This is a genomic window from Mesorhizobium sp. M4B.F.Ca.ET.058.02.1.1, from assembly GCF_003952505.1.
In the GTDB taxonomy this organism is placed as follows: domain Bacteria; phylum Pseudomonadota; class Alphaproteobacteria; order Rhizobiales; family Rhizobiaceae; genus Mesorhizobium.
On record NZ_CP034450.1, the window covers coordinates 3,660,229 to 3,684,700 of the forward strand.

The 24,472-nt window shown below is 65.6% G+C and carries 16 protein-coding genes and 2 pseudogenes; 2 read left to right on the plus strand and 16 right to left on the minus strand.

Going from position 1 to position 24,472, the window contains the following annotated elements; all coding sequences use genetic code 11:
- Positions 1-8 precede the first annotated feature (8 nt).
- The 12 genes and pseudogenes from EJ073_RS17880 to EJ073_RS17940 all read right to left on the minus strand — a co-directional run bounded on the left by EJ073_RS17880 (position 9) and on the right by EJ073_RS17940 (position 18,142).
- Complete coding sequence (locus EJ073_RS17880; protein WP_126056919.1) at positions 9-755, minus strand: GntR family transcriptional regulator; 747 nt, start codon at positions 753-755, stop codon at positions 9-11.
- Positions 756-1,030: 275 nt separating this feature from the next.
- Positions 1,031-1,708: a ribulose-phosphate 3-epimerase gene (rpe, locus tag EJ073_RS17885; protein ID WP_126056920.1), complete on the minus strand. Its 678-nt coding sequence runs from the start codon at positions 1,706-1,708 to the stop codon at positions 1,031-1,033.
- A 206-nt stretch (positions 1,709-1,914) separates the two neighbouring features.
- On the minus strand, positions 1,915-3,873 hold the full coding sequence (locus EJ073_RS17890; RefSeq protein ID WP_126056921.1) for an EB domain-containing protein: 1,959 nt from the start codon (positions 3,871-3,873) through the stop codon (positions 1,915-1,917).
- 128 nt (positions 3,874-4,001) lie between these two features.
- Positions 4,002-7,873: pseudogene (locus EJ073_RS17895) on the minus strand (hypothetical protein).
- A gap of 11 nt (positions 7,874-7,884) precedes the next feature.
- Positions 7,885-9,863: pseudogene (locus EJ073_RS17900) on the minus strand (hypothetical protein).
- Between the two features lie 364 nt (positions 9,864-10,227).
- Positions 10,228-11,169 (minus strand): alpha/beta hydrolase, encoded by a 942-nt coding sequence (locus EJ073_RS17905; protein WP_126056922.1) that lies wholly within the window; start codon positions 11,167-11,169, stop codon positions 10,228-10,230.
- A gap of 216 nt (positions 11,170-11,385) precedes the next feature.
- Positions 11,386-12,168, minus strand: coding sequence for a carnitinyl-CoA dehydratase (locus tag EJ073_RS17915; RefSeq protein WP_126056924.1), 783 nt, complete (start codon positions 12,166-12,168; stop codon positions 11,386-11,388).
- On the minus strand, positions 12,161-14,239 hold the full coding sequence (locus EJ073_RS17920; protein WP_126056925.1) for an acetate--CoA ligase family protein: 2,079 nt from the start codon (positions 14,237-14,239) through the stop codon (positions 12,161-12,163). The genes EJ073_RS17915 and EJ073_RS17920 overlap by 8 nt, the downstream gene beginning before the upstream one ends.
- Before the next feature lie 64 nt (positions 14,240-14,303).
- Entirely contained in the window at positions 14,304-15,467 is a 1,164-nt protein-coding gene (locus EJ073_RS17925; protein ID WP_126056926.1) for an acyl-CoA dehydrogenase, read from the minus strand.
- Between the two features lie 4 nt (positions 15,468-15,471).
- On the minus strand, positions 15,472-16,584 hold the full coding sequence (locus tag EJ073_RS17930) for a carnitine 3-dehydrogenase (protein WP_126056927.1): 1,113 nt from the start codon (positions 16,582-16,584) through the stop codon (positions 15,472-15,474).
- Entirely contained in the window at positions 16,581-17,210 is a 630-nt protein-coding gene (locus EJ073_RS17935) for an HD domain-containing protein (protein WP_126056928.1), read from the minus strand. The genes EJ073_RS17930 and EJ073_RS17935 overlap by 4 nt, the downstream gene beginning before the upstream one ends.
- 14 nt (positions 17,211-17,224) lie before the next feature.
- A complete protein-coding gene (locus EJ073_RS17940) occupies positions 17,225-18,142 on the minus strand; it encodes a 3-keto-5-aminohexanoate cleavage protein (protein ID WP_126056929.1) in 918 nt (305 codons plus the stop codon).
- Positions 18,143-18,218: 76 nt separating this feature from the next.
- Between EJ073_RS17940 and EJ073_RS17945 the strand changes: the two genes are divergently transcribed.
- Positions 18,219-19,199, plus strand: a complete 981-nt coding sequence (locus EJ073_RS17945) for a GlxA family transcriptional regulator (protein WP_126056930.1) — start codon at positions 18,219-18,221, stop codon at positions 19,197-19,199.
- A 1-nt stretch (position 19,200) separates the two neighbouring features.
- Here EJ073_RS17945 and EJ073_RS17950 read toward each other — a convergent pair whose 3' ends face one another.
- A complete protein-coding gene (locus EJ073_RS17950) occupies positions 19,201-19,410 on the minus strand; it encodes a hypothetical protein (protein WP_126056931.1) in 210 nt (69 codons plus the stop codon).
- A 186-nt stretch (positions 19,411-19,596) separates the two neighbouring features.
- Positions 19,597-20,922: a xylose isomerase gene (xylA, locus tag EJ073_RS17955; protein ID WP_126056932.1), complete on the minus strand. Its 1,326-nt coding sequence runs from the start codon at positions 20,920-20,922 to the stop codon at positions 19,597-19,599.
- Between the two features lie 114 nt (positions 20,923-21,036).
- Here xylA and EJ073_RS17960 point away from each other — a divergent pair, with 114 nt between their 5' ends.
- Positions 21,037-21,399 (plus strand): nuclear transport factor 2 family protein, encoded by a 363-nt coding sequence (locus EJ073_RS17960; protein ID WP_126056933.1) that lies wholly within the window; start codon positions 21,037-21,039, stop codon positions 21,397-21,399.
- Between the two features lie 197 nt (positions 21,400-21,596).
- Here EJ073_RS17960 and xylB read toward each other — a convergent pair whose 3' ends face one another.
- On the minus strand, positions 21,597-23,051 hold the full coding sequence (xylB, locus tag EJ073_RS17970; protein WP_126056934.1) for a xylulokinase: 1,455 nt from the start codon (positions 23,049-23,051) through the stop codon (positions 21,597-21,599).
- An 82-nt stretch (positions 23,052-23,133) separates the two neighbouring features.
- A complete protein-coding gene (locus EJ073_RS17975) occupies positions 23,134-24,459 on the minus strand; it encodes a tetratricopeptide repeat protein (RefSeq protein WP_126056935.1) in 1,326 nt (441 codons plus the stop codon).
- Positions 24,460-24,472 lie beyond the last annotated feature (13 nt).

Here is a 24,472-nt window from a genome sequence, read left to right on the forward strand (position 1 = left end):
ACGAGCAGCTATTTGCGCCCGCGGTGCGCCTTGGCGGCACTCACCTTCGGATCATCGTCCCGGCTGAAGCGCGCCATGCACCTGGCCGCCGTCAGCCGGTAATGGTTGAGCAGGGCCTCGACCGCGCCATCGGCGTCGCCATCGAGCGTGCGTTCGGCGATCTGGCGGTGCTCGGCAAGATCGTCGCGCTCGTCTCCCAGGCCGTGCTGCGACATCAGCCGGTAGCGGGAAGCCTGGTCGGAAAGTTGGTCGCAGAAACCGACCAGCCAGTGTGACCGGCAGCCCGCAATCAGCGCGCGATGGAAGGCCCGATGCAGCTTCTCCCAGTCGGGATTGTTCGACGAGGGATCCTCCGGCATGCGGCGCTGGGCGCGCGCCAGGCGGTGCAGGGCCAGCACCAGCTGCTCCTCCCACTCGCCGGTGCGGTGTTCGATCGATTCGCGCAGCGCGCGCTCCTCAAGCCAGCAGCGGGTGCGCGTCAGTTCCTCCAGCTCCTCGGCGCTGACCGGCATGAGGAAGAAGCCGCGCTGGTCGTGGCGGCCAAGCAGACCTTCGGAGGCGAGACGGTTGAGAGCCTCGCGCACGGGCGAAGCGCCGGCACCATATCGCGAAACCACCCATTCGACCCGAAGCTTGCTTTCGGTCTCCAGCACACCGCGCAGGAGATCGTCCCGAAGCTGATGATAGACCGTGCTGGCGAGGGTGCTCTTGGGTCCGGCACCTTCATCGCCCGGATCGGCGGTTCCGTATGTCAATATGGCTCCTGTTGCCTGCCTTGGCCTGTTGTTGGTTCTTGTTGCGAAGCAGTCTCAATCCCATACACGTACTATACCGTGCCACACTTCGCAGCCTCAAGCGGAAGATGATGGTATTCGACTTAAAGAGGATAGAGCGCACTGGCCCGCCGAAGTAACGGTCGGCTAAAGAATCTTGAGTTTCCTGCATCGCTTGGGGCGCTGAACAGCGAAGCTACTCATTTCGGCCATCAGTCAGACTGGGTATCCCGCCGCGATACGGTCAACGGCCAGGATCAGGCGGCGGTTCGGTCCGCCGCGGTCCTGATCGCCTCGATATTGGCCCGATAGGCTTCGACGCTGCCGCCCTTGAAGATGGCGGCGCCCGCCACCAGCACGTCGGCGCCCGCCGCCGTGACCAGCGGCGCCGTCTCCGGCGACACGCCGCCGTCGATCTCGATCTGGATCGGACGGTTGCCGATCAGCGCCTTCACCCGCTTCACCTTGTCGACCATGGCCGGAATGAACGCCTGACCGCCGAAGCCCGGGTTGACGGTCATGATCAGGATCAGGTCGAGCAGGTCGAGTACATATTCGACAGCGCTTTCGGGTGTCGCCGGGTTAAGCGACACGCCGGCCTTCTTGCCGAGGTTCCTGATCGTCTGCAGCGAGCGGTCGAGATGCGGTCCGGCCTCGGCATGCACGGTCATGCCGTCGCAGCCGGCCTCGGCGAAGGCGGCCAGATATGGATCGGCCGGCGCGATCATCAGGTGGCAATCGAAGAAGGCCTTGCTGCGGTTGCGGATCGCCTTTACCACCGGCGGGCCGAAGGTGATGTTGGGGACGAAATGGCCGTCCATGACGTCGAGATGGATCCAGTCGGCGCCGGCTGCCGCGACGGCCTCGACCTCGTCGCCGAGCTTCGAGAAATCCGACGCCAGCACCGATGGCGCGATCAGGGTTTTCTTGGCCATGTCCGCTTCCCGTTCTTCAAGTCCGCTCCGCCCTAGCGCATCGGCCGGAAAATCGGAACCGTTTTTCGAAAGGGACAATGCCTGATTATGTGTTGGAGCGCAGCCAGCGCCCAAAAAGGAGCTACGTCGCTCCCGATCGGGATGACGTTTCGTCATCCCGCAAAGGAGAGAGGCGTCGCCGCCTCTCTCCTGGTTTGCAGCAGGATTCAGTTCACCTGAAGTCGTGACCTGGCCTGTCCCGGCAGGAACGACGGGCCTCTGCCTTGCTTCAACTTCTGCAGCCCAAGCGTCTTCGAAGCCGGCCTGGGCACGCAATGTCCGCGCACCGTCATTTCGGTCGGCCGGCAGCCCGTGGTGATGATTGCGTCCCTCACACATGCCTTGCCGACCAGATGGTAGCCGCGTTTGCAGTCGATGATGATGGAAGGCTTGCGCACGCATTCGCCATTGATGCGCTGTTCGTCACGCCGGCATTTCCCGGCGATCACGGCATTCTTCACGCATTTCAGGCCGACCTGATGATAGCCGGGCAGGCAGTGGATGCTGACGCCGATGCACCTGCCGTCGACCAGCTTCTCGGTGCTCTTGCATGCGGCCACCAGCGGCCTGTCGACACATTTGCCGCGCAGCAAGCTTTGGCTGGGCAGGCATTTGCGGCCGGGATCCACAACGACCGGCGGCAGCCTGGGCTTGCCGAAGTCGGGGCGCGTGCTTGAGACAAGATCGTCGACCTTGGGCTCGACAGTGCGTTTTATGCAGGTGAAATCCTCCGCATCCGCGTCGATGGTGGCAATGGATCCATTCGGCTTGATCTCCTGCAAGGTGCACTGGATCGAGCGGGTCCTGCTTATGCTGAGATCGTGCGCGGCGCTGGCCTTGAACACACCGCCTTCGTTGAAGGCGACCGCGGTCCCGGTGAAGAAGGCGCCGTTCGAGCAACCGATCCGGTAGTGCAACGCGCCGGGAGCATCGCGGCTCGCTTCGAACGCGACCTGACCTTTGCGCGGGCAAAGTTTCCTCGATCCGGCGCTGTCGGAAACGGTCACTTCGCCTTGCCAGTCGGCCTTTGCCGGCGGGTTGTCGGGATCGGCCTGAGGTCCATCGGTGAAGCCGCCGCCGCCCGCGCCAGTGCAATGGACGGTGATGTCTTTCCAGCCGTCGAAGGGCTCGAACGGGCCGTTGCCGACTATTTCGGTCTTGTACTGGAAGTACGCGGTCGCTCCGACATTCTCCCATTTCTCATAAGTGGCGAAATAGCCGTTCTTGCCCGCGTCGAAGGACGCCCAGACCTGCTTGAATTCCGATGTGATCGGCCCATTGTCCTTCTGCCGCCAGATGCGCATCGATACCGGCCCGGCCTTGTTGGCCTGCGCGCGGCTGGTCACCTTGAGCGCCGGGCACACTGTGCCGGGTGTCGAGCCGGGCTGGTTCGAGCGGTAGGTGGTCAGGAACAGTTTGACGTTCTTTGTCTCGAATTCGCCGAAATCGACGGCGATGTCCTGAGCCGCCGGTTTGACGACGGGATCGCAAACGACCTGGACGTCGAACGAACCGTGTTCGGCATAATGCGATTCGTAGATCGGATAGGGCCAGCTGCCGCCGGTCGTCTCGGTGGCAGCATTGTGCATGTCGAGCGCCTTGTCGGTCAGCGCCGAAAAGGTTGCGTGGAAGGTGTGCGTGAACGAATAGGACTTCGTCGGCCCATCGGGCTGGAGGTGCTGGTTGCACTTGGCGATAATCTGATCGCCATAGGGCACCGACGCGATGTCCGCATTCGAAGACAGCGCCATGATCGAGGGATCGAAGGAGAAGTTCGCCTGGTGATCATAGTCGCGGCTGACCGGCGATGCGCTCCAGATCGGCGGAAACGCCCCGCACTGGCTGGGGCCGCATACGCCGAGCGATACACCGACCTGCTGCACGTAGCCTGGCCAGCGTGTGTCGATCTTCATGTGGCCCCAGAACTGGACCGTGCCGCTTTTCAGCCTGTCCCATTTCTGTTTGTCGCTCGAAACGACATGGAGCGTGGTGTTGACGCTCTGCGTGTCGAACGACATCGACTTGATGTTGGCCTGCGCGGCGGAAGCGGAGGTGCTGACTAGTCCGGCTGCGAACAGGGCAACAGTCGCAACCGTATTGCGAAAGGCATGGCTGACTGAAGACATCTCTCTCTCCTGATGTGTTCCTTCAGCGATTGGTCGCCGCTCGCGGCATCAAGGTTCACGCGGGCGATCCCGCCAACGAAAAACCCGCCGGATTGCTCCGGCGGGGTTCTGGTTTTCCTATCGCTAGATCACGGCTTGGAGTTCTGGATGTTCGCACCCGCCGGATCCTGCTGCACCTGCGGCGTACGTCTCGGCACCAGCTGCTGCAGGATGTTCGGATTGAGCAGCAGGTTCGGGTTGACCTCCACGCCCGGCTTGCGGATCGGGACGCAGTTTGGATATTTTCCGGTCGTCCCGGTCGGGCAGCGCCGCAGGATGATGATCGGCTGGCACTGGCCGTTGATCAGCTGCGAACCCGGAGCGCATTCCTGCCGGACCCTACGGCAGGCACCGTCACGGACCTCGGTGCCACGCGGGCAGACACATTCGCCACGCTTGTTGTGGACCTGGCCGCGAATGGTGCACTGCTCCAGTTCAGGCTTCTTCTGCCGGCAGGCGCCGTCGCGGATTTCCGTACCCCTCGGGCAGACACAGTTGCCGTTGGCGTCGTGGATCTGGCCGCGGATCGTGCACTGCTCCGGCTTTGGCCGGATCGGCCGGCAGGCGCCGTTGCGCACCTCGGTCCCCTTCGGGCAGACGCAATCGCCATCGGCGTTGCGGACCTGGCCGGGGATCCGGCACTGCTCCGGTTTCGGCCGGATCGGCCGGCAGGCACCATTGCGCACCTCGGTCCCCTTCGGGCAGACGCAATCGCCGTCCGCGTCGTGGACCTGGCCGCGAATGGTGCACTGCTCGGGCTGCTGCTTGTCCCGCACGCAGGCATTCGCGATCCTGTCGAGATGCGTGCCCTTGGGGCAGTAGCAGCTGTCGCCATCCGCCGACGGCACCGAGCCGGGTATAGTGCAGCCCTGCGTCATCTTCACGCAGGCGCCGTTCTCGAGCTCGGTTCCGCGCGGACAGACACAGCGCCCGTCCTCGGTGCGGATCTGGCCCTTGAGCAGGACGCAAGGCTTTGGCTTTGGCTTCGGCTCGATGATGACGCCGTCGCCCGTGCACTGGCCGTTGCGGTAGGTGGTGCCTTCCGGGCAGACGCAGCGGCCGGCATCGTTCATGACGAAGCCCGCCGAGCACTGCTTCTTCACCTCGTTCCTGATGGTGAAGGGATGGCACGCATAAGCCTTGCCGCGATTGCCCTGGATGTTGGCCTGATCGCCGGAAAGCACGTCGCCGCCGCCCTGCACCCGCGTATCCGGAGACAGGACGCCAACGCAGTTCTGACCGTTGACCGTGCCCTGCAGATTGGCCAGGCGGCCGTCATCGGGGATGACCACGGTGACATTGTGCACGTGGCTTTCCCCGGCGCCGAGCGTCAGGTTGGTTATGCAGGACAAAGGCAGCGTCGTCGGTTCCGGCGAGCAGCCGAAGGGCGGCTCGATCGACGTGATCTCGACGCCTTCCAGCCTGCCCAGTCCTTCCACGCCGATCGCATCGCCGATCCGGACCGGACCGGAGAAGGCGCTCGGCCCATCGTTCGTGATGGTGATTTCGAACGAGCAGGGCTGGCCGGGCCGGCATTCGCTGTCGCCGGTCTTCTCGACGCGGATGGTCGGAGCCCCGCCGCCCTTGGCGCAAGCCTGGCCGATCGGATAGACGATGTCGTCTCCCGGCGCCGGCCCGTAGGAGCCGCGCGCGCAGTTCTCGAACTCGCCATTGGCCGAGACGGTCACGTCGAAGTGCCTGGAGGTTCCGGGCGTCATCACGGCGCCGGGAATCTGGCAAGACAGCGTGTTGGCCGGAACCGGTCCGCAGGCCCATTCAGCGCCGTCGGGAGTGACGGTCTGGATCTGGACCGGTGCGCCACCGGCCACCAGCGTGGCGGCATCGTTGACCCGCACCGGACCGGTGGGGGCCGCCGTGCCGGCATTGCTGACGGTGATGCGGCAGGAAACCACCGCGGCACCGGCCAGCGAGCCGTTGCACACCTTGGTGATGCGCAGGCCGGGCTTGCCGCCATTGGGATGGCGGAAGCGTTCCTTGGCGCAGGCCTTGTTGTTGGTGAGGTCGACCTCACCGGGTATGGCCTTCACCGCCGCGCAGTTCTCAACGCTGTCCGACTGGTAGTTTGCCGGCATCACCGCCTTGACGACGATCGACGTCGAGGCGCCAGGCATCAGCACGATGCCGGGATTGTCGCAACGGAACTGGCCGGGGCCGTTCGGTCCACAGCTCCAGGGCGGAGACGGGCCGAAGGTCGAGGAGGCAGGCGCGCCGCCGGGATAGCTGTCGATGACCGTCAGCGGTCCGTTATAGGGGACGCTGCCGTTGTTGATGAGGTCGATGACGAAGTAGCAGATGCCGTCAGCCGTGCAGACCGGGATGCGGGCACGCTTCTTCAGGATCAGGTCGACCTTCTTCTCGACCGGCGGCCGGCACTCAGGGTCGCGATCGCCACGCCGGCAGATCGGGATCGAGGCGCAGCCGCGATCGTTCTGCTGGCTGCCGAACAGCGGCTTGCCGCTGGCCTGGTAGTCGTAGATGGCGCAGTTGCGCAGCACGCGTCCCTGCCAGCCCGGCGCCGGCTTGAAGCCGAGCTTGAGGTCGACAAAGGCGCCCGGGTTGAGCGTGGTCACCGGATGGGTGCAGGTCATCGGCGTGACGCCGGGCACGCAGACCCAGGGCGGGTTCGGGCCGGAATCCAGCACCGAGCCGGCTGGCAACGTCACCTCGTCGAGCACGATCTTGCCGTGATAGGGCGCGCCGCCGACATTGCTGACCCTGATGGTGAAGTCGCAGCCGCCGGCCATCGTGCAACGCGTGACATCGGCGCGCTTCTCGACCTTGAGGTCCGGCTCCTTGTCGGGCGGGCATCTGAGGTCGCGCGGGATGACGATGTCGATAGTCTGCGTGCAGCACAGGCCCCAGCCCTCCTCCGGACCGGCATAGGTCTCGATGCCGGTGACAATAAGGTGGATGACATCACCGGGCGATGCGCCGACGATCTTCCAGTTGAGCACGCCGCCGCCCGCCGGCACCAGTTGCGTGTCGGGGATGATGGTGATGCCGGGCGTGGTCGTCGAGACCTGCACCCACTTGCCACCCATCTCCTGGCCGACAGGCATGTGGTAGATGAAGGCGCCGCCGCCGGGCACGCAATCGACCGTGCCGCGCTCCACCTTGAAGCATTCCTTGCCGGGAGGTGGTGGTGGCGGATTACATTTGGTCAAGTCGATGCGGATCGAGGTCTTCTCGCCAGTGAGGAAATCGCCGTCATCCGGCTTGCCCGGATCCTGCGACGGGATGATGGTCCCCGGGCCGCCTCCCATCGACACCTTGATCGTGCCCTGGTTGTCGACCATGGCCGGCGCGGGGAACGCCGCGTGGTCGATCTTGGCCACGATCTGGAAGGTGATGGTGCGTTCGTTCGCGGCGCCCATGCCGTCGAGATCGCTGGCGGAAATCCGGAAATCGGAAACCGTCGCGGTGTCGTTCGGGTCCGCCGAGGTGCTGATCACCGCACCGGGCAGTGCACCGCCCGCCGCATCGGTGCCATCGCCGGACACATGCGCGCTGACGATCTGCAGGCCATGCGGAGGCTGGTCCTTGAAGTCGAGCCTGGTGTTCTTTAGCGCATTGGCAAGCACGGGATTGGCAAAGGCTTGCGCATTGCCGCGCAGGCCGAACGTCAAGGTGTAGAAGACGTAGTCGCAGCTTCTCTGGCCGCCCTTCTTGGTGAAGAACGGCACGATGCGCCCCGGCTCGGGATTGACGACACGGGGATTGTCGAGCTCAAGCCTGGGTTCCGGGCCTGCGGCCTCGACGATCTTGGCCGGGATGGGGTCCTCGGCGAAGGCCGGCAATGCCGGCAGCATGGCGACCGCGATACCGGCCGCCATCAGCCAGCGCGCGCCGCGCCTGGCATATGACAGGGTTTCATGATCGTCTCCATGACGGTGGGTTTGCTGCTGCTGGGAGCAAGCGGGGAAAGCGCGGAAATGGTCATCTTTCCCTCCCTCACGGTTCGCAGCTGACGGCTGGGGTTCTGAGCGGCAGGGTCATTTTGCAGCAAGGGTAGTAGCCGCCCTTGTCGCGGTCTGACTGCCTGTAGAAGCAGAGCCCGACATCGACCGTGTCGCCCGGATAATGGCCGGTGATGCCGATCGTGTATGGCGTGCCCGGCGCATGCGACATGGGTGAGGTCACCCCGACGCCTGGCGTCTTGGACAGAGCCTTGATCGAATCGCCGCCGAAGCCGGCATGGTCATGGAGATAGAGATCGGCCTCGAGGCCCGAGGGCGTGCAGAAGTACTGGACATCCTCGACATCGAGACAGGGAGGCAGATTGCCGGGCGGTGGGAAGTCCGGCGGATAGAATGGCGGCAGGTAACCGCCTGGAATTTCCTCATAGTAGCCGGCACGGCCCTCGCAGGGACGCCAGACCCTGACGTCGCCGACATGGCCTTCCACTTCCGGGTCCTCGAAATAGCTGTCGAAGTCGACGAACCAGGAGCCGAAGGGCGGCAGGTTGGCCGGCTTGACCAGCGGGGTCGGCGTGAACTGGACGCCATGCACGGCAAAAGGCCCGCCAGCGGCGAGCTGCTCGGCAAGCGCCGGATTGTCACGCAACTTGTCGCCGGTGTTGACCAGCGTGTCGGTGCAGACACTGGTGTCGAGATTGCCCTCGGCGTCATAGCCATATTGCAGATCGACGCCACCGGCCGACTGGCGGTTGCCTTGCGGGAAGCCGATCGCATATTCCTGCGGCACTTCCACCCAGACCGATTCCGTCGCCGGATCGTCGGGATTCTCGCGCCAGTAGCGGATGACCTCGCCCTTGCCGGAATCGGCGAAGCGGCTGTAATCGTAGCGGTTTTCGACCGGGCCGCGCTGGGCCAGATACATGAAGCCCGTGTTGTCGAAAGCGATGCCGGTGACGGCGTAGTCCTTGTCGGCCTCGACCGTCAGCTCCCAGCGCGGATCGCCGGCGAAGCGGCCGTCGCGGGCAATGCCCACCGACCAGACCTCCGCCTTTTCGCCGACCGTATAGTAGACCCGGCCGCCGTGATAGGCGACCGCCCAGACACGGCGCTCGTCCTGGGTGTAGCCCCATGTGTCGGGGTCTTCGCTGTCGAAGGCGCCGCCCTGGATGTCCATGACGGCGCCGTCGTCGGCGACCGGGTCGAGCCCGTGCGCCGGGCGTCCGGCGACGCCATGGTCGAACGTGTCGATCAGCGTGCCGTTGGCGTCGATGCGATGGATCAGGCCAGTGTCGAGATCGGAGGCGAAGAACTGGCGATGGATGGGGTCGAAGGAAAGGTTGCCGATGCCGGGCCCGCTGTTGGTGTCGATATCGGCGAATTTCGAAACGGCGCCGGTAATGCCGTCGATCTTCCAGATCGTGCCCGGCCCGCCGCCATTCTCGGTGCCGAACTGGCCCTCCATGAAGGCAGAACCGGCAGCGCCGCGGCGCTCTCGCTCGGGCCGTCCGTCATTGTCGGCGTCGGGCGTGACGATCTCGATGCCGTGCAGTGAGGTCGCTGCGGTATAGAGGTTCGGGATGCCCGACGGCACGCCATCACGCACGCCGTCGTCATAGGTAAGGCCGAAGACCTCGCCGATCTGGCCGGCCGTCACCTCGAAGGGCGGCGGCGTGTAGACGAGCTGGCCCGAGGCCGGGCCGCCGAGATGCGAGACGTCGAAGACGCGCAAGGAGGCGCGGCTGATGTCGATGAAGGTTTCGTCGACCGGATCGACGCCGGGCGGAAGGCCCCCTCTTCGGAATCGGAAGAGTCGAAATTGGGGATGACAGTGCCGGGGAAGCCGGTCACCGCCATCGAGCCAGGATAGATGATCTGGGTTTCCTGCGCGCCGGCGGGACTGCCGAGCCACAGGCTGGCGCTGAGCGCAAGAGCAAGAAGTCCGCCGGTTGCCTTTGCCGCGCGGCGCAAACGGCCGGCACGAGCGTGCGCAAGAGCGCCTTGGTCGCAGGACATAGAACTCCCCCCGAAGTCTATGGAAGAACCATCCGGCATTACCGCGCGAATCAGGGCAAGGCGCGGCGTTCCGGCACGTTCTTCCCTGATCGAATTGTCTGCTTTCCTCATGTTCACGATACGCCGGCTCTTACGCAGGGTCAACGGAATCAGCGGAAAGCCCGGCGCATCGACCCCGTCCCGAAGACGGTGGTCGCGCCGAGCTTCTGTTGTTCCCGGAGACCATGGAGCCTCTGGGTTTCTGGTCATTGGGTTTTCCTTTCCCGGGCCGCACCATGCGGCGCCTGAGCGTCAGTCGTGGGCTGACGCGGAAAGGTTCATGGGGGAAAGGCGGCGAACTGGGACAACCCGTCGCCGGAGTGCGTCACCAGATCCAGTCGCCCTTGCCGAGCGCCGTTGCGGCCTCGACGATGCGGGTGAAGCTGGCGCGCGCCCGGCCTACCGTGCGCCGGGCCCTCAGGTAGCCATGCACAAGTCCCGGTTCCTCGAACCAGTATGCATGTCCGCCGGCCGCGACGACGCGGTCGCGATAGGCCTCGCCGTCGGAAGACAGCGGGTCGCATTCGGCGGTGATCAGCACGGTCGGTGGCAGGTAGGCGAAATTGGCGTCGGCGAGCGGCGACAAGGTGATGTCGCCGGTGCGATCCTCGCCGCCGGTGCGGATGTCCATGTAGAAATCGAGGTCGCGCACCGTCAGCATCGGCGCCTCGGCATGCGCGAAATAGGACCCCGTCGAACGGTCGCCGCCGAGGCCCGGATAGACCAGGACCTGGCCGACCGGCTTTTTGACATGGCCGCGCGTAGCGTGGCTGACGGCGGCGCAAAGGTTGCCGCCCGCGCTGTCGCCGCAGAGCAGGACGGGACGGTCGTAAGTGGCGGCCGCCCATTCGAAGGCGGCCATGACATCGTCGAAGGCGGCCGGATGCAGATGCTCAGGCGCCAGCCGGTAGTCGACCGAAACCACCTCGAAGCCGGTGCGGGCGCAGAGCTCGGCGCAGACATCGTCATGGCTGTCCAGCCCGCCGAGGATGAAGCCGCCGCCATGGACGTAGAGCACCATCGCCGCCGTGAGCGGTTTTGCGTTGCGATAGAGGCGGATCGGGATGTCTTGCGCGGGCGCCGGGATGGCCGTGGTCTCGACCGTCACGCCTTGCGGATAGCCGGCAAAGAATTCCCGGCACATGCGGTCATAGATCGCGCGCTGCTGGGCAACCGTGTAGTCGATCGCATACGGCGGGTAGTAGGCGTTGGTCTTCTCGATGAAGGCCCAGGTCTCGGCGTCGATGAGGGTTTTGTAGTTGGTCATGGTTGCTGCATCGATTGGAGAGGTCGAGCCCAGGCACCCCCCTCTGGCCTGCCGGCCATCTCCCCCTCAAGGGGGGAGATCGGCAGTTTTGGCCATGCCGCCTTTTCTGCAGCGTCTGAGACTGGTGAAAGCCTTCGCGACATCCGATCTCCCCCTTGAGGGGGAGATGCCCGGCAGGGCAGAGGGGGATGGGAAGGAACGCCATCGGCTGCGAGACTATCTGCCCTTCCACACCGGATCGCGCTTCTCGGCAAACGCCCGGAACCCTTCCATATTGTCCTCCGACCCGTAGAGCAAATCGACGGTCGCCAATTGCCGGCGCGTGACCTTGTTCATCGCGTCCTGGAAGGTCAGCGCCTCGGCCACGCGCGCGGTCTCCTTGATCGCGGCGAAGACCAGCGGCGGGCCGCTGGCGAGCAGCCGGGCGATCTCCCATACGCGGTCCTCGAGCTTCTCCTTGGGCAGCACCTCGTTGACCAGGCCCCAGCGATGCGCCTCGGCGACATCCATCCAGCGGCCGGTGAGCAGGAGGTCCATGGCGACATGGTAGGGAATGCGCTTCGGCAGCTTGATCGTCGCGGCATCGGCAAGCGTGCCGGCGCGGATCTCGGGCAGCGCGAAGGAGGAATGGTCGGCGGCGTAGATGAGATCGCAGGACAGCGCCAGCTCGAAGCCGCCGCCGACCGCCATGCCGTTGACGCAGGCGATGACCGGCTTGTTGAGGTCGCGCAATTCCTGCAGGCCGGCGAAGCCGCCGACGCCGTAATCGCCGTCGACCGCGTCACCGCCGGCCGCCGCCTTGAGGTCCCAACCGGCGCAGAAGAACCTGTCGCCGGCGGTCTTGACGATGGCGACGCGCAGCTCGGGATCGTCGCGGAACGCCTTGAACGTCTCGCCCATCAGCCGCGACGTCTTCAGGTCGATGGCGTTGGCCTTCGGCCGGTCGAGCGTGACCTCGAGGATAGTGCCCTCGCGGCGGGTGGTGATGACGTCAGCCATTCTTCTTTTCTCCAAGCACCAGCAGCGCGTCGGCGATCCAGGCGCCCTTGCCTTCGGCGCAGACGATCAGCGGATTGATGTCGAGCTCCTCGATCTCGCCGGCATTCTGCTGCACGAAGCCGGCAATGCCGGCGATCGCGTCGATAGCGGCGGCGACATCAGCCTTTGGCCGGCCGCGATAGCCTTCGAGCAGCGGGTAGAGCTTCAGTCCACGCAGCGCCGCCTCGATGTCGTCGCGCGTCGCCGGCAGCATCAGGGTGACGCTGTCGCGCAGGAGCTCGACCAGCACGCCGCCGGTGCCGAGCGTCATCACCGCGCCGAACATCGGGTCGCGGGTGAAGCCGACGATCAGCTCGGCGACGCCGTCGCGCACCATGCGCTCGGCATAGAGGCCGGTGCCGAGCGGCAGGAGGTCATGCGCGGCGGTGCTCACGGATTCGGCATCCTTGAGGTTGAGGATCACCGCGCCGACTTCCGACTTGTGGGTGACGCCCAGCGCCTTCAGCGCCACCGGGAAGCCTAGCGCCATCGACGAAATCACCGCCTCAACCGCATTGGCGGCGCGCTCGCCCTTCGGCACCGGTAGCCCGGCCTTGATCAGCCGCGCCTTGGCCTCGGCCTCGTCGGGCGTGACATGGCCGGCGTCGGCCGCGCCCGCGGCGCTGGTGTCGACCGGCTGCGCCTCGGGCTCGCGCCAGGCCCAGCCGATGAAGGCGGCCGCCTGAGCGGCATCCATGGCTTCCGAGATGCCGAACAGCGGCACCATGCCGCGCGCCATCAGTCCGGCGGTATATTCCTCCGGCAGGTTTTCCGGCAGCGAGGACACGATCGCGCCTTGCGCGCTGTTGGTCTTCAGCGCCGCCTCGAAAGCGCGCAGCGTCGCCCACCAGTCGGTGTCGGAGCAGCGGTCGGGACGCGGGAAGTCGAGCACCAGCATGTTGAGGTCGAAGCCGCCCGACACCATCGCGGTGAAGGTGGCCGTCATAGCCGGCTCGTTGTTCCAGATGAAGGTGTGGTAGTCGAGCGGATTGGCGACCGCGACCAGCGGCCCCAGCGTCGACTTGACATGGGCGCGATGCTTGTCGGTCAGAGGCGGGAAATGCACCCAGCGCCCCTCCGCGCTATCGGCCATCACCGAGGCCTCGCCGCCCGAGCAGCTCATCGACGACAGCTTGTAGCCGGGCAGCGGCCCGGTGATGTGCAGGAGCTTGAGCGCCTCGATGAAGGCTGGAATGGAATCGACGCGGGCGATGCCGAGCCGCCTCAGGAAGGCGCCGGAAGCGGCGTCCGAGCCGGCCAGCGAGGCGGTGTGCGACACCGTCGCCTGCCGCGCCTGTTCGGAGCGGCCGACCTTCATGGCGATGATCGGCTTCCTCAGCTCGCGCGCCCTGGCCGCAAGCCGCTCGAAGCCGGCGACCGAATCGAAGGCCTCGATGTGCAGGCCGAGCGAGGTGACGCGCTCATCCTCGATCAGGCCGAGGGCCATTTCCGAGAGGCCGGTCTGCGCCTGATTGCCGGCGGTCATCAGGAAGGCGATCGGCAGGCCGCGCTTCTGCATCGTCATGTTGATGGCGATGTTGGACGACTGGGTGATGATGGCGACGCCCTTGCCGCTGTCGGGCAGCCTGATGCCGCCATGCTGGTCGGGCCACAGAAGCGCGCCATCGGCATAGTTGATGAGACCATAGCAGTTCGGACCGATGATCGGCATCTGGCCGGCGGCGGCGACGAGCTCGGCCTGCAGCCGTTCGCCGTTCTCGTCATAGGCTTCGGTCTCGAGGAAGCCGGCGGCGAAGCAGACGGCGCCGCCGGCGCCGCGCTCTGCCAGAGCCTTGACCACCTCGATGGAAAGATGCCGGTTGACGCCGACGAAAGCGGCATCGGGCGCGCCGGGCAATTCGGCGACGGAGCGGTAGGCCTTGCGGCCGGCAACCTCGTCCTTGGTCGGGTGCACCGGCCAGATTTCGCCGGCAAAGCCCATCTTGATCGATTGCGCGACGACGGCGGCGGCCTGCGCGCCGCCAAACACGGCGATCGATTTCGGGCGCAGGAGACGTTCGAGTTTATGCATGGCCATCTTTTCGTTTGAACATGATCTTCTCCAAAAGCCGGATCCCGGCTTTGGGCATCATGCTCTAAGCCCCGAACGGACGCAGCAGCGCCCGCGAAATAATATGTCGCTGAATCTCCGAAGTGCCTTCCCAGATGCGCTCGACGCGGGCGTCGCGCCAGATGCGCTCCAGCGGCAGATCGTCCATCAGCCCCATGCCGCCATGGATTTGGATCGCCTCGTCGGCGACGAAAGCCAGCATCTCTGTAGCCTTCAGCTTGGCCATGGCCATGTCCTGGTCGGTGACGGTGCCCTGATCGTACTTCCAGCCGGCTTCGAACACCATCAGGTCGGCGGCTTTCAACTCCGTCGCCATGTCGGCGAGCTTGAACGACACGCCCTGGAACTTGCCGATCTGCTGGCCGAACTGCTGGCGCTGGGCGGCGTACTCGATGGCGTGGCCAAGCGCACGCTCGGCGCGGCCGAGGCAGGTGGCGCCGACCTGCAGGCGAGTGGCGCCGAGCCAGGAATTGGCAACCTCGAAACCCTTGTGCACCTCGCCCAGGACCTGGCTCGCCGGCAGCCGGCAATCATCGAATTCGAGGATGGCGTTGGTGTAGCCGCGATGCGAGACGTTGCGGTAGCCGTCGCGCACGGCAAAGCCCCTGGTGCCCTTGTCGACGAAGAAGGCGGTGATCTTCTTGCGTTTGCCGCGCGGCGAATCCTCTTCGCCTGAAGCCATGAAACAAATCGCAAAGTCGGCGATGTCGGCATGGCTGATGAAGTGTTTGGTGCCGTTCAGCACCCAGTCGTCGCCATCCTGCACGGCGGTGGCCTTCATGCCGCGCAGGTCGGAGCCGGCGCCGGGCTCGGTCATTGCCAGGCAGTCCCACTTCTCGCCGCGGATGCAGGGGAAGAGATATTTCTCGCGCTGCTCCGGCGTGCCGGCGAGCAGGATGTTGGAAGGACGCGCTACGCAGGTCCAGTGCAGCGCGTAGTTGGCGCGGCCGAGCTCCTTCTCGTAGAGCAGCCAACTCACCGTATCGAGGCCGGCGCCGCCGACATCGGCCGGCATGTTGGCGGCGTAGAGCCCGGCCTCGATCGCCTTGGCCTTCAGCTCGTCGATCAGCTCGCGGCGCAGCACGCCGGTGCGCTCCACCTCGCGCTCATGCGGATAAAGCTCGTTCTCGACGAAGGCGCGCGTCGTCTCGACGATGAGCTTTTGTTCCTCGGAAAGACCGAAATCCATCGCCTCAGCCCTTCTTCTTGCTCTTCTTCGACTTTTCGGCCTTTGCCGGCTTCACGGCCTTCTTCACCGGCTTGGCAGCCTTGGCCTTCTCGGCCGCCTTGGAGACCGGCTTCTTCGCCGCCAGCTTGGCGAGCTGCCTGGTATAGTCCTTGTGCAGCGCGCCGGCGCCCCAGCCCTTGCCCTTGTTCTGCTTCGACAGCGCCTCCATGATCGCGACCAGATTGTCGTCGCGGATCTTTTCCAGCTCGCGGATCGACAGGCCGTGCGCCTGCTCGTCCGACTGGGTGGCGATGAGATCGACCAACTCATCGTTGAACTCCGGCACGTCCATCAACTTGGTCCACGGCCATTTCAGGCAAGGGCCGAACTGCGCCATGAAGTGGCGCATGCCGGCCTCACCGCCGGCGACGCGGTAGACCTGGAACATGCCCATCTGCGCCCAGCGCAGGCCGAAGGAATAGCGCATGATGTCGTCGAGTTCCTCGACGGTGCAGATGCCATCCTTGACCAGCCACAGCGCCTCGCGCCAGGCGGCTTCGAGCAGGCGGTCGCCGACGAAGGCCTCGATCTCCTTGCGCACCACCACCGGCTTCATGCCGATCGAGGCGTAAAGTTCCTTGGCGACCTCGATCGCCTCCGGGAAGGTCTGCTCGCCGCCGACGATCTCGACCAGCGGCAGGAGATAGACCGGGTTGAACGGATGGCCGACGACCAGCCGCTCCGGGTGCTTCTTCATCGCCACCTGCATGTCGGTCGGCTTGATGCCGGAGGTCGACGAGCCGACGATGGCATTGGCCGGCGCATGGGCGTCGATCTCGGCCAGCACCCTGTGCTTGAGGTCGAGCCGCTCGGGTACGCTTTCCTGGATGAAATCGGCGTCGGCGACCGCCTCGGCGATGGTCTTGGCGAAGGTCAGCTTGCCTTCCTTGGGCAGGCCGCCGGGCAGCATCTGCTTATAGGCGCGGCGGGCGCCCTTCATCACCTCGCCGACCTTGCGCGACGCCTCGGGATCGGGATCGAAAATCGAAACATCGATGCCGTTCAAGAGCAGCCGCGCCACCCAGCCGGCGCCGATGACGCCGCCGCCGATGGCGGCTGCCTTGTTGATGATGCTCATGCGGAAGCTCCGGTTCTGGTCTTGGCTGTTTCGGGATCGGTAAGCGGCACACGCTCACCGGCGCGGATCACGGCCGGGTCGTAGGCCTTGCGGGCGAAGACTTCGAGCACGAAGGGCCGGAAGAACTCGATCGGCAGCGTGTCGTAATCGGGGTCGAAGCTCGACTGGTCCCAGCGCTCGCAGAACCGGTCGCAGTCGTCGAAATAGGGATGGCCGGCGAAGCGGTCACGGGCGTGGCGGTTGCCGCCAAGATGATGCGCGTAATAGAGGCGCTGGAAATCGCCGTGCTTCTCCACCACCCAGGTGCACTGTTCGCGCACGAAGGGCTTCAGGATCGCGGCCGCGTATTCGTCGTGATTGTAGGGCGCGTAGATATCGCCGATGTCGTGCAGCAACGCGCAGGCGATCCAGTCAGTGTCGGCGCCATCGCGCCAGGCCCGCGTCGCCGCCTGCAGCGAATGGCCGAGCCGGGTGATCTTGTAGCCGGAGAGGCCCTCGTCAAGCTGCACCAGCGCGTCGAGCAGCCGCTCGCCGGTTTTCGCAGCGTAGTCGACCTCATGGGCGGTCAGGAATTCGTAGTCTTCCCTGTCGCCATCCTTCATCGCGGTGAATTTGACGGTCGCCATGGTCAGCCCCCGCCTTATGCTGCGATCGGCGCCCGCTTGGTGAGGTTGAGCTTCTTGCGCACTTCCTCCGGCCCGAGGATCCTGGCGCCGAGATTGGTGACGATGCTGGCGGCACGATCGACGAGCTGCGCGTTGGTCGCCAGCACGCCCTTGTCCAGCCAAAGATTGTCCTCAAGACCGACGCGGACATTGCCCCCGGCGAGCACCGCGGCCGCCGCATAGGCCATCTGGTTGCGGCCGATCGAGAAGGCCGACCAGTTCCAGGTCGACGGCACGTTGTTGACCATGGCCATGAAGGTATTGAGGTCATCCGGCGCGCCCCACGGCACACCCATGCACAGCTGCACCAGCGCGTCCGGCTTCAGCACCTGCTCCTCGACCAGCTGCTTGGCGAACCACAGATGGCCGGTGTCGAAGGCCTCGATCTCGGGCTTGACGCCAAGCGCCGTCATCATGCCGCCCATGGCGCGCAGCATGCCGGGCGTGTTGGTCATCACATAGTCTGCCTCGGCGAAGTTCATCGTGCCGCAATCCAGCGTGCAGATCTCCGGCAGGCACTGGCGCACATGTTCCATGCGGTTGGTGGCGCCGCCCATGTCGGTGCCCTTCTCTTTCAGCGGCAGCGGCGCCTCCGGCGAGCCGAACACCATGTCGCCGCCCATGCCGGCGGTGAGGTTGAGCACCACGTCGACATTGGCCTCGCGGATGCGCTCGGTCACCTCGCGATAGAGATGGATGTCGCGCCTGGGCTTGCCGGTCTCGGGATCGCGGACATGGCAGTGGACGATCGCCGCACCCGCCTTGGCGGCGTCGATCGCCGAATCGGCGATCTGCTTGGGGGAGCGCGGCACATGCGGACTGCGGTCCTGCGAGCCGCCGGACCCGGTCACGGCACAGGTAATGAAGACCTCACGGTTCATTGCGAGCGGCATTGGACTTCCTCCCAATCAAGACAGACCCAACAATGACCGACTTGCCGGAAACTGTTTTGCGCTTTACGAAGCTGACATGACTAAAAGCGAAAAGCCGACGATCTTTCGCGCCGAACACGAAACGCTCAAGGTGACGCTCCTGGTGTTCTCCGGCTCGTCGATCATGTGCGTGGCCTCGGCCGTCGACCCGCTGCGCGCCGCCAACCGCATCTCGGGCGACACGCTGTTCGACTTCAAGCTGGTCTCGGTGACGGGTGAGGCGCCGGTTACGACATGTGGCCTGCCGGTGGCGGTCAGCGGCCGCTTCGATGCCGCCGAGCCGACCGATGTGTTGGTCGTCGTCGCCGGCTTCGGCACGCAGAATTATGCCACGGCGGCGCTGCTTGCGGGGTTGCGCAGGGCGGCACGTGCGGCCCGCGCCTGCGGCGGCGTCGAGGCCGGCACCTGGCTGGTGGCGCGGGCCGGTCTGCTCGAAGGGCGAAGCGCCACCACGCATTGGGAGGACATGGAGGATTTTTCCGCCGCCTTCCCGGGCGTCGACGTGCGTCCGGACCGCTATGTCATCGACGGGCCTGTCTTCACGTCCGGCGGCGCCTCGCCGACCTTCGATCTGATGCTGCATCTGGTGCGGACCAGGCTCGGCATGGCCGTGGCGCTCGATGTGGCGAGCGTGTTCATCTACGACCAGGCGCGCGCCGCGACCGATGCGCAGCCGCTGGTCTCGCTCGGGCGGCTCGACGGCTACGACCCAAGGCTGGCGCAGGCGATCCGGCTGATGGAATCGCATGTCGACCAGCCGCTGACCATCGACGCCGTGGCCAAGCGCGCCGGCGTGACGGCGCGGACGCTGGAAAGCATCTTCCGCAAGTCGATCGGCGAGACGCCCGGCGCCTATTATCTGCGGCTGCGCCTCAGCGCCGCCCGGCGCCTGGTGGTCGACACGCGGATCGCCATGGCCGACATTGCCGGGCGGACGGGATTCTCCTCCGCGGCGGCATTTTCCAGGGCATTTTCGAGGGCTTTCGGCGAAGCGCCGGTGAGGCTCCGCCGGGGATAGGCTACGCGGCGGTCTGCCGGGTGCTGGCGCTGTCGATCTCGGAGCGCATCTGCCTTGCAATATGGGTCTCGAAGCGGCTGGCGACCGCGCGATCCCATTCGGTCGCGCCGCGTGAACCGGCCTTGCCGTGCGGCAATGCCATCAGCCGGTCGATGATCGAGCCAGCCTCGCCAGATGAGAGCAGGGCGTCGATTTCGCGTTCGTGCTGCATATCGTTTCGCCTCCTTCTTCCTGATTCCCGCCACGAGCCGACACTATAGGAAATCCGTGACGGCTGTTTGAAGGCAAGAGAGAGGCTATTGAGGGGCGGCGCGGGGCAAAACCTTGTCGTCGGTTTCAGCCCCGCGCAAAGCCGTTTTATCTTAGCGGCTGCTTGAGTTAGGGCCGGCGCCCTGCCTCACACATAGCGGTTGACGATGTTTTCCAGCAGCTCCTGGCGGCCGGAGCGCGGCTGCGGCTCGATCTTCTTCTTGACCACCCGCTCGGCGATCTCCTCCAGCGTGCGCTTGCCCGACAGCATCGCCTTGCCTTCGGCGGTGTTCCAGCCGGCATAGCGCTCGGCCAGCGGGGCCGACAGCGCCTTGTCCTCGATCATCCTGGCCGCCGCCTTGAGGCCGCGCGCGCAGGCATCCATGCCGCCGATATGGCCGATCAGCAGGTCCTGCGGGTCGAGCGACTGGCGCCGCAGCTTGGCATCGAAGTTGGTGCCGCCGGTCTTGAAGCCGCCGCCCTGCAGGACCTGGTAGTAGGCGAGCGCCATTTCCGGCACGTTGTTGGGGAACTGGTCGGTGTCCCAGCCCGACTGGTAGTCGTTGCGGTTCATGTCGATCGAACCGAAGACGCCGAGGGCATTGGCGAGCGCCAATTCATGCTCGAAGGAATGGCCGGCGAGGATGGCGTGGCCCTGCTCGATGTTGAGCTTCACTTCCTTCTCCAGCCCAAAGCGCTTGAGGAAGCCGTAGACGGTGGCGACGTCGTAATCGTACTGGTGCTTCGTCGGCTCCTGGGGCTTCGGCTCGATCAGGATGGTGCCCTTGAACCCGATCTTGTGCTTGTAGTCGACGACCAGGCTGAGGAAGCGCCCGGCCTGCTCCTGCTCGCGGCCAAGGTCGGTGTTGAGCAGCGTCTCGTAGCCCTCGCGGCCGCCCCACAGCACGTAGTTCTCGCCCTTCAGGCGCTTGGTGACGTCGATGCAGCTCTTCACCGTCGCCGCCGCATAGGCGAAGACATCCGGATCGGGATTGGTGGCCGCGCCGGACATGAAGCGGCGGTGCGAGAACAGGTTCGCCGTGCCCCACAGCAGCTTGACGCCGGTCTTCTTCATCTTGGCGGCAAAATAGTCGGCGATCTCGTCGAGGCGCGCGGCGCTCTCGGAAAAGTCCTTGCCCTCGGGCCGGACGTCGGCGTCGTGGAAGCAGAAATAGGGCGCGCCGAGCAGCGAGAACATCTCGAAGGCGACGTCGGCCTTGAGCTTCGCCAGCTCCATCGTGTCGATGCCGCCGGGCTTGGCGAACCAGGGACGATCGAAGGTCTGGCCGCCGAACGGGTCGCCGCCGGGCCAGGCGAAGGAATGCCAGTAGGCGACGGCAAAGCGCAGATGGTCTTCCAGCCGCTTGCCGGCGACCAACTCGTCCGGGTTGTAGAACCGGTAGGCGAGCGGATTGGTCGAATCCGGTCCCTCGTACTTGATCGTCTGGATGTCGCCGAAAAATCCGCTGCTCATGATCGTCCTTCCTCTCGCAGGTTCCTGTCCGCCATTACCTCAGGCGTAATTGGTTTCATGCCGGCGCTGGTCGAAAAGGGTCATGTCGAAACGATCCAACGAAGGATGAAGACCATGACCGACCTCAACACGATCGCCCGGAACTACATCACCGCCTGGAACGAGAGCGATGCGGGCCGCCGCAAGGCTCTGCTCGAAGCGGCCTTCACCAGCGACGTCAGCTACCGCGATCCGATCATGCAGGGCGACGGCCACGCAGGCATCGCCGCGCTGATCGACGGCGTGCAGCAACGCTTCGCCGGGTTCCGCTTCTCGCTGAAGGGCCAGCCGGACGGGTTTGCCGATCAGATCCGCTTCTCGTGGAATCTCGGCCCGGAGGGCACCGAGTCGGTCATCGAAGGCACCGACATCGCCGTCATCGAGAACGGCCGCCTGAAGAGCGTCACCGGGTTTTTGGACAAGGTGCCGGCGCAGTGAGGCTTTGCTGTTGAGGTGGGCGCCAAGCACCCCCCTCTGGCCTGCCGGCCATCTCCCCCTCAAGGGGGGAGATTGGCTGGCTTTTCCGCCTTCGCCAATCACTGACCTTGCAAGACTGGCATAGCCGTCGACGCTGCTGATCTCCCCCCTTGAGGGGGAGATGCCCGGCAGGGCAGAGGGGGGTGCCTCGCGCCCGCTCACGCGGTTGCCGCCCTGATCGCCGGATAAAGCGCCCTGTAGCGCTGGTAGGCGTCGGCGAAGGCCCCGCCAAGCCCGGCGTCCGGATCGATCGTGGCGTCGGTCGCCGGCGCGGTGCACACGGCAAGCGGATCGGCGCCGGTCGCGGCGATCAGGCCGAGCCGGGCCGCGCCGAACGCGGCGCCGAAATCGCCATCGGCCGGGATGTCCACCGGCACCTGCAAGGCCGTGGCAATCGCCTTCAGCCAGTAGCGCGAGCGCGACCCGCCGCCGATCGCCGTGACCCGGGTCAGCGTCGTGCCGGCCGTCTTCAGCGCTTCGAGACTGTCGCGGAAGGCAAAGGCGACGCCTTCGAGCACGGCCTGCGTCAGCACGGCGCGGCCGGTTTCATGCGCCAGGCCGGTGAACGAGCCACGAATGGCGGAATCATTGTACGGCGTGCGCTCGCCTGAGAGATAGGGCAGGAAGGACACACCGGTCGGCGCCTTGAGCGTATCGCCGAGCTCGGCGGTCAATTCGCCGGCGCTTTTGCCGGTGATCTCCGACAGCCAGTTGAGCGAATCGGTGGCCGACAGGATAACGCCCATCTGGTGCCAGGTGTCGGGCAGCGCGTGGCAGAAGGTGTGCACCGCGCTTGCCGGATTGGGCAGGTAGGCGGCGTTGGCGGCGAACAGCACGCCGGAGGTGCCGAGCGACACAAAGGGGTGGCCGGCGCCGACCGTGCCCATGCCGCAGGCCGAGGCCGCATTGTCGCCGGCGCCGCCGGCGATCGGAATGCCTGCTGCAACGCCCCATTTGGCGGCAAGCTCGGCGCGCAAGGCGCCGGCCTTCGCCGTGCCCTCGACCAGCGACGGCATGTGCTTCTCGTCGAGTGAGGTGGCTGCCAGCAGATCAGCGGACCAGCGCCGCCTGCCGACGTCGAGCCAGGAGGTGCCGGCGGAGTCGGACATTTCCGAAATGTGCTCGCCCGTCAGCCAGAGCCGCAGGAAATCCTTGGGCAGCAGCACCTTCGCCACGTCGGCGAAGATCTTGGGCTCGTTGTTCTTCACCCAAGCGAGCTTCGGCGCGGTGAAGCCCGGAAAGACGATGTTGCCGGTGAGCTTGCGGAAGCGCGGATCGGCGTCGAGCGCGGCGGCCTCGACATGGCTGCGCGTGTCGTTCCACAGGATGCAGGGGCGCAGCACCTGGTCGCCGGCGTCGAGCAGGGTTGCGCCATGCATCTGGCCGGACAGGCCGATGCCCTTGACGGCCGCGAGTTCCTTCGGATGTGCGGCCTTGAGTTCGGCAATCGCTTTTTCGCAGGCCGCGATCCAGTGCGCGGGATCCTGCTCGGACCATCCCGGATGCGGCCGCGAGACATCGAGCGAGCCGTGACCGGAGCCGATGGCGGTCTGCCCGGCATCGATCAAAAGCGCCTTGACGCCCGACGTGCCCAGATCGAGGCCGAGATACATGATGTCCTCCCAATGCCTTTAATTTTTTCGGATCTCGAAAAAATCTGGCTTGGCCAGTTCTTATGCCAAGATCCGCTTCGGGTCAATTCTCGGACAAATCGGCGGCGCGCCGCGAAAACAGCGCCGACAGCGGACTGTCCGGCCGCGCAAAGGCGCGCTCGCCCGTCAGCGCCCGCGCCAGCGGTCCATCGCCGGCGCGCAGGGCAGCCTCGATCAGCGTCAGGTCGATGACGTCGCGCTGCGCATGGCTGCCGCCGAAGCGGTTCGCGATCGAGCGTATGGGCCGGATCAGGCGCGCCGCCTCGGTGTAGTCAGCTTCGCCGAACGCCTTGATCGCCAGCGTCAGCGGATGGCCGACATCCCGGGTAAAAGCGGCGTTGTCGTCGCTGGCATGCATCGCCTCGCGCTGCGCCTCCAGCAAGGTCCTGGCCGGCGCCTCCAGCCCAGCGCCGACGAAAGCCATCATCGCATGGGCATCGTTGAAGGCATAGTTGCCGGCAGCAGCCTTGGGCGCCCAATTGGCGGCGAGAGCGGTCCAGCGATCGCCGACATCGACGCCGCCGAGATGCAGCCGCCACAGGATCGCCGAAGCATCCACCATGTTGAGCGCCAGTGTCGAGCGCGTGCCGTAGATCGGCCCGTCATAGAGCGCCAGGACTTCCTCGGTCTCGCCGAGATCGTAGTGGAACAGCGCAAGGTGCCACCAATTGTGCACTTTGAGGAAGCTGTCTTTCGTCCATGCGTCCGGGTTGGCGCGCATCCAGGCGATGCCGTCCTTTTGCCGGCTCTGCATTTCCATAACATGCGCGACCGCGTGCTGCGCCCAGCCGTCGCGCGGCTCGATCTCAATCGCCGTCCGGCCGAAGCCCTCAGCGCGAGCATAGTCGCCCATCTCCTCCAGCCCGAAGGCCTGCATGCCGAGAATGGCGTGGTAGCCCGGCATGCCCCTCTGCCAGGACGGCAGCGCGCGACCGATACGATCGCGCAGCATGCGCGCATTGCCGGTGAAGAAGTCGATCTGATGCCCGGTCTGCAGGGCCACCGCATCGAGCGGAAAATCGATGGCGATGTCCTCGAGCAGGCGCGAGGCGTCGTGCCAACGGCCCGCGGCGAGATGGCCGAGCGCCGCGATATGCGCCTGCTCGCGCGCCGTCGCCGCAAGCGGCAGCGCCGCTTCGTGACAGGCCCTGGCCACGGCCGTCGCCTCAGGCTCAGTGGCAAGCGCAAAGAGATAGCCCTTGAACACATGGGCCATGACGAAGCCGGGATCTTCGGCGATGGCGCGGTCGATGGTAGCGACCGGATCGCCGATAAAGCATTGCAGCTCGCGGACAGCCCTCTCATAGGGCGAAAATCCCGCCTCCGTCGCGCCGGAAAATGTCAGGCCGAATGCGTTCTTCAGCGCCATTGAGTGCCCTGCT